Genomic DNA, 3,311 nt, shown 5'->3' with positions numbered 1-3,311 from the left:
TCATGGATGATCTGTTGCGGGAGTTTTTGACGGAAACCAGCGAGAGCCTGGACACCGTGGACAATCAGCTGGTGAAGTTCGAGCAGGAGCCGAACAACGCCAAGATCCTGGATAACATTTTCCGGCTGGTCCACACCATCAAGGGCACGTGCGGCTTCCTCGGATTGCCGCGACTGGAAGCGCTGGCGCATGCCGGCGAGACGCTGATGGGCAAATTCCGTGACGGCATGCCGGTGACGGGGCAGGCGGTGACGGTGATCCTGTCCTCGATCGACCGCATCAAGGAAATTCTGGCCGGGCTGGAGGCGACCGAAGCCGAGCCCGAGGGCACCGACCGCGATCTCATCGACAAGCTGGAAGCGATGGTCGAGCAGGGCATGGCGGCTATGTCAGCGTCGGCGCAGCCGATCGCGTCAGGCTCGGCGCAGCCGATGCCGGCCGGCGCTGCTGCTGCCGTTGCCGAAGCGCCGCCGCTGGTGCCGGACGCGCCTGTCGCCGTTGAAGCCGCGCCGACCTCCGGCGTGCTGGCCGACCAGAGCCTGGAGCGTCCGCTGCGTCCGGGCGAAGTCTCGCTCGACGAGCTCGAGCGTGCCTTCCGCGAGACCGCGATCGAAGTGCCGGTCCCGGTTGCCAAGGCCGAAGTCAAGGCGGAGCCTCCGCCTGCCGCTGAAGCCCCGGTGCCTGTTGCCAAGGAAGCCGCGAAGGAGACCAAGGCGAAGGACAAGGCCGCGCCGAAGAAGTCGATCGCCGACGAGGGCGCCGCCGAGGGAGCCAGCATCGCCAACCAGTCGATCCGCGTCAACGTGGATACGCTGGAGCATCTGATGACCATGGTCTCGGAGCTGGTGCTGACCCGCAACCAGCTGTTGGAGATCTCCCGCCGCAACGAGGACACCGAGTTCAAGGTGCCGTTGCAGCGGCTGTCCAACGTCACCGCCGAGCTGCAGGAAGGCGTCATGAAGACGCGCATGCAGCCGATCGGCAATGCCTGGCAGAAGCTGCCCCGCATCGTTCGCGACCTCTCGAGCGAACTCGGCAAGCAGATCGAGCTGGAGATGCACGGCGCCGACACCGAGCTCGACCGCCAGGTGCTCGACCTGATCAAGGACCCGCTCACCCACATGGTGCGCAACTCCGCCGACCATGGCCTGGAGACCCCGGCCGAGCGTCTCGCCGGCGGCAAGGGCGAGCAGGGCACCATTCGCCTGTCCGCCTATCACGAGGGCGGCCACATCATCATCTGCATCGCCGACAACGGCCGTGGCCTGAACACCGACAGGATCAAGGCCAAGGCGATCTCCTCAGGTCTGGTCACCGAGGCCGAGCTCGAGAAGATGAGCGAAGCCCAGATCCACAAGTTCATCTTCGCCCCGGGCTTCTCGACCGCGGCCGCCATCACCTCGGTGTCGGGACGCGGCGTCGGCATGGACGTGGTGCGCACCAATATCGACCAGATCGGCGGCACCATCGACATCAAGTCGGTCGCCGGTGAAGGCTCCTCCGTTACCATCAAGATCCCGCTGACGCTCGCCATCGTCTCCGCGCTGATCGTGGAAGCCGCCGGCGACCGCTTTGCGATCCCGCAGCTCTCCGTGGTCGAGCTGGTGCGGGCCCGCGCCAACTCGGAGCACCGCATCGAGCGCATCAAGGACACCGCGGTTCTCAGGCTGCGCAACAAGCTGCTGCCGCTGATCCATCTCAAGAAGCTGCTCAAGATCGACGACGGCGCCGTCTCCGATCCCGAGAACGGCTTCATCGTGGTGACGCAGGTCGGCAGCCAGACCTTCGGCATCGTCGTCGACGGCGTGTTCCACACCGAAGAAATCGTGGTCAAGCCGATGTCGACGAAACTGCGCCACATCGACATGTTCTCGGGCAATACCATCCTGGGCGACGGCGCGGTCATCATGATCATCGACCCCAACGGCATTGCCAAGGCGCTCGGCGCCGCCGGCTCCTCGGCCCATGACATGAACAACGAGAACGGGACGCACAGCATCGGATCGGGCGAGCAAACCACCTCACTGCTGGTATTCCGCGCCGGCTCGGCCCAGCCCAAGGCGGTCCCGCTCGGGCTCGTCACGCGCCTGGAAGAGCTCCCGGCCGACAAGATCGAGTTCTCGAACGGCCGCTACATGGTGCAGTACCGCGAGCAGCTGATGCCGCTCGTTGCCATGGAGAGCGTCACCATCGCGAGCCAGGGCGCCCAGCCGATCCTGGTGTTCTCCGACGACGGCCGCTCCATGGGCCTCGTCGTCGACGAGATCATCGACATCGTCGAGGAACGGCTCAACATCGAGGTCGGCGGATCCTCCTCCGGCATTCTCGGCTCGGCCGTGATCAAGGGCCAGGCCACCGAAGTGATCGACGTCGGCCACTTCCTGCCGATGGCGTTCTCCGACTGGTTCACCCGCAAGGAGATGAAGCCGTCGCTGCACTCGCAATCGGTGCTGCTGGTCGACGATTCGGCGTTCTTCCGCAACATGCTGGCCCCGGTGCTCAAGGCCGCCGGCTACCGCGTCCGCACCGCGCCGACCGCGCAGGAGGGCCTGGCGGCGCTGCGCGCGCAGAGCTTCGACGTGGTCCTGACCGACATCGAGATGCCCGACATGAACGGGTTCGAGTTTGCCGAGACCATCCGCTCCGACAGCAATCTGGGCGCGATGCCGATCATCGGGCTCTCCGCGCTGGTGTCGCCGGCGGCGATCGAGCGCGGCCGTCAGGCCGGCTTCCACGACTATGTCGCCAAGTTCGACCGTCCCGGTCTGATCGCGGCGCTGAAGGAACAGACCGCGGGCGCCGCCGGTGCCTCCGAGCTGAGCCGCGCAGCCGCCTAAACCCCAGCGGGATGGATCAGGAGATACGCACATGACCAAGAAGACCCAGTCCGGCGAAGGCGCCATGGTCGAATACGTCACCGCGATGATCGGCGGCCAGCTGTTCGGCCTGCCGATCTCCCGCGTCCAGGACGTGTTCATGCCCGAGCGCGTCACCCGCGTGCCGCTGTCCTCGCGCGAGATCGCGGGCGTGCTGAACCTGCGCGGCCGCATCGTCACCGTGGTCGACATGCGCGCCCGGCTCGGCCTGCCCAAGCCCGAGGACGGCAAGATCCCGATGGCGGTCGGCGTCGATCTGCGCGGTGAATCCTACGGCCTCCTGATCGACCAGATCGGCGAAGTGCTGCGGCTCGCCGAGGACGGCATGGAAGAAAACCCCGTCAATCTCGACCCCCGCATGGCCAAGCTCGCCGGCGGTGTCCACCGTCTCGACGGCCAGCTCATGGTCGTCCTCGACGTCGATCGCGTCCTCGA

Annotated in this window: 2 protein-coding genes; both read left to right on the top strand. The window is 66.2% G+C overall.

Annotation, left to right across the window (positions count from 1 at the left end; translation table 11 throughout):
* Positions 1-2: 2 nt before the first annotated feature.
* Positions 3-2,837, top strand: coding sequence for a hybrid sensor histidine kinase/response regulator (locus ACIPUD_RS39610; RefSeq protein WP_446482970.1), 2,835 nt, complete (start codon positions 3-5; stop codon positions 2,835-2,837).
* Positions 2,838-2,868: 31 nt separating this feature from the next.
* The coding region (locus tag ACIPUD_RS39605) for a chemotaxis protein CheW (protein ID WP_085348214.1) at positions 2,869-3,311 on the top strand (443 nt) is incomplete at its 3' end.

The sequence above is a fragment of the Bradyrhizobium sp. CAR08 genome (assembly GCF_052871955.1).
Note: the sequence above shows the minus strand (reverse complement) of the source record. Positions and strands in the feature narration are given on the sequence as shown.